General features: G+C 61.8%; 4 protein-coding genes. 1 reads left to right on the top strand and 3 read right to left on the bottom strand.

The features are described from left to right. Positions 1 to 285: 285 nt before the first annotated feature. Together EN994_RS26580 and EN994_RS26590 are read right to left on the bottom strand one after the other, a co-directional pair. Positions 286 to 894, bottom strand: a complete 609-nt coding sequence (locus EN994_RS26580) for a class I SAM-dependent methyltransferase (RefSeq protein ID WP_063170216.1) — start codon at positions 892 to 894, stop codon at positions 286 to 288. A 226-nt stretch (positions 895 to 1,120) separates the two neighbouring features. After that, positions 1,121 to 2,020 carry a glycoside hydrolase family 25 protein gene (locus tag EN994_RS26590; RefSeq protein ID WP_245466091.1) on the bottom strand — a complete coding sequence of 300 codons (900 nt, stop codon included), beginning with the start codon at positions 2,018 to 2,020 and terminating at the stop codon, positions 1,121 to 1,123. On the opposite strand from EN994_RS26590, the gene EN994_RS36400 reads away from it, so the two are divergent. Further along, positions 2,019 to 2,294, top strand: coding sequence for a hypothetical protein (locus tag EN994_RS36400; protein ID WP_164748023.1), 276 nt, complete (start codon positions 2,019 to 2,021; stop codon positions 2,292 to 2,294). The two genes, EN994_RS26590 and EN994_RS36400, sit on opposite strands and share 2 nt — an antisense overlap. A gap of 72 nt (positions 2,295 to 2,366) precedes the next feature. On the opposite strand, the gene EN994_RS26595 is transcribed toward EN994_RS36400, so the two are convergent. Then, positions 2,367 to 2,576 (bottom strand): phosphodiester glycosidase family protein (locus EN994_RS26595; protein ID WP_206530505.1); only part of this gene is annotated, 210 nt, incomplete at its 5' end.

Below are 2,576 nucleotides of genomic sequence, written 5' to 3' on the forward strand. Positions count from 1 at the left end.
CCCGAGCTTCTGACCTCGCGTGCCTCGACGCGCGACGAGATGATCTTTCCCGGCGTCGGCAGCCAGCGGCTGAGTGCCTTCACCTCTCGCCATTTCATGAAGGTGATGAACGACAGCGCGCCCGCGACCACGCAGGCAAAGCCGACAAGCATGATCTTGAGTTCCAACTCGTCTCCCCCCAGGAGTGCAGGAACCCGCACATAGACAGCATGGCGGCGGCAATGTCTTGTATTTTCGCAAATCTGAAAAGGCTGAGCAGCGCAAACGGCAACAGCCCACGCCGCGTTATGCAGGCTTCACGGCCAGGAACGTGTTCCATTCTTCGCTATTGCGGCCGACGTTGAAATCGTCCCTGATAAGGACCAGCCCGGCGCCTTCGAGATGGGCGGCGAAGTCGTCCCTGCGCCAGTAGACCATGTGATATTCGCCTGATCTCTCGCCGTCGCCATTGCGCATCGAGACGAGGAAGGCGCCGCCCGGGCGCAGCGACCCGGCTATCTTGGCAAGCACCTGGTCGGTCTGGTCGCGAGGCACGTGGATCAGGACGCATAGGGCAAGGACCGCGTCGTAGGGGCCGCCGAGATCATCGGTGATGAGATCGAGCAACTCGCCATGCTTACCACGCGCGGCCTGCAGCTCGAGAAACCGCTTGGTGGCGTCGGTGCGCCGAACCTTGACGCCCAAATTTTCCAGAAAATCCGCATCGTATCCGGCTCCGGACCCGACTTCCAAAATCCGGCCACCTGTGCCGGCGATTGCCACCAGGCGCTTGAGCGATGCCTGCTCCCTCTCGTTGGGAACATGGCGCACGATGGCATCATATTGTTCCGCATAATCCTCGTAAGCGCTGATCGTTTGACGGCTCTGTGCCAGAGCCTCCGATGACACACCCATCTTTTCCTCCCATGCGTCCTTGTTGGTCAAAGAGCCAGGCACTTTCCTCAGCGAATGCTGCCGGCGGAAGCGTGTCCATCGAGCAGTCCGATATCGCGCTTGAAATGGTCCGACAGCGCACGCTGGTCAAGCAGGCCGCGTGAGCGGGTCCTGAAGGGAGCGGCGAAGAGGTCGAGGATCGGCGGACACCCGAGAAAGCGAACGACGCCAAGCCTGATAGCTTGTCTCAGTTGGCGTCGGCTACCGTCTGCCGGCCCCCGGCCCAGGCGCGCCATTGCCGTTCGTCGCCATGGAAGACATTGAGGTCTATGCGGCCAGTGACGCCGTGCGACAGGCCGGAGCCGGAATACTGCCAGAACAGCCATTTGCGACCGGGATAGACCTTTGACGGATGCTGGGCGACCGCACGCAGCCAAAACGGATAGTCGAGGAATTCGCCCCTGAGATTGTCGCGGTAGAAATCGGGCGCGGTGTAGATGATGGGCCGCTGGCCGTAATAGCGCTCCAGCTTGTCCATGAACACCTGCATCTTTTCCAGCACCTTTTCGCGCGACGGCCGCCGCTTGCAGCTGGACTCGCCGTTCCACTCGACGTCGATCACCGGCGGCAGCGCGCCTTCGACCCTGGGCACGTTGCGGATGAACCAGTCCGCCTGCTCGCCCGCCGTGCGGCACCAGTAGAAGAAATGGTAGGCGCCGCGCTTCAAGCCGGCGGCGTCGGCGTTGCGCCAGTTTTTCATGAACATCGGATCGAGGTGGTCGCCACCGTCGGTCGCCTTGATGTAGGCGAAGTTGGCGCCCTGCGCCCGCAGCTTGTCCCAGTTGACGTTGCCTTGCCAACGCGAGACGTCGACGCCGTGCACTGCAAGGCGGCGAGGCGAACCCTTGCCGAAATTGATCGGCTTGGCGTCGCGAAAACCGTAACGGGTGAGCGGCCCGGCAAGCATGGCCGGTGCCGCGCGGGTCAATAGCTTGGGCGGCGACACCAAGGCTGCCGGCTCGACCGGCAGCCCGCCGATATCAGGCACTTGGGGATTAGGCGCCTCAGGTGCGGCAAACACCCCCGTCTCTTCCTCCTCCGCCAAGCCGAACGGGCGCGTTTTTTCCCCCGGACCGTTGTCAGACATGGGAGCCAATCCGGCCCTTGCCGCCCTGTTGCCCCTTGCCGCCGGAGCAGCGGCGATCGGTGCCGGCGGCCGGATCACGGAACTGGTGGTCTCGTTGGAGGGTTTCTGCAAATCCAGCGCATCGACGCCGGCCGTTGACGAGCAGCCGGCAAGGCATAGCGATGCTATCAAAAAACTGACGACGCCCGGAATCCGCATCTGGACCTGTACTCAAAACACAACAGACCGAGGGCGAAACGACAGCCGACGGACAAACCGGATCAGTTATGAATGAGAAATTACCAATAAAGTTTGAATCAAGTTTTTTTCGCCATACCGCATGCGGGTAAGCGCGGTGGAAACTGGCTCAGGATTTCCTGAAGACGCCGATCATCGGCCCGAGATTCCAGTAGTCGTCTTTGCGGCCGATGGCAGGCGCAAACAGGCTGGATATCGTGCCGTCGAGGAACAGCGCGTTATCGCAACCGAGCGCGTCGCGGAAAAGCCGGGCGAAGGCATGGAAGGTCACCGTGCCATTCGAAATCGCAAAGACCGCGACCCCATCCTTTCGCACCCC

The organism is Mesorhizobium sp. M7A.F.Ca.CA.002.09.1.1, from assembly GCF_003998555.1.
In the GTDB taxonomy this organism is placed as follows: domain Bacteria; phylum Pseudomonadota; class Alphaproteobacteria; order Rhizobiales; family Rhizobiaceae; genus Mesorhizobium; species Mesorhizobium ciceri.

What these genes read in the sequence shown, in the direction of transcription:
- EN994_RS26590 (WP_245466091.1), bottom strand. Translation starts at nt 2,020, where the DNA reads ATGTCTGACAACGGTCCGGGGGAAAAAACGCGCCCGTTCGGCTTGGCG.
- EN994_RS26580 (WP_063170216.1), bottom strand. Translation starts at nt 894, where the DNA reads ATGGGTGTGTCATCGGAGGCTCTGGCACAGAGCCGTCAAACGATCAGC.
- EN994_RS36400 (WP_164748023.1), top strand. Translation starts at nt 2,019, where the DNA reads ATGGGAGCCAATCCGGCCCTTGCCGCCCTGTTGCCCCTTGCCGCCGGA.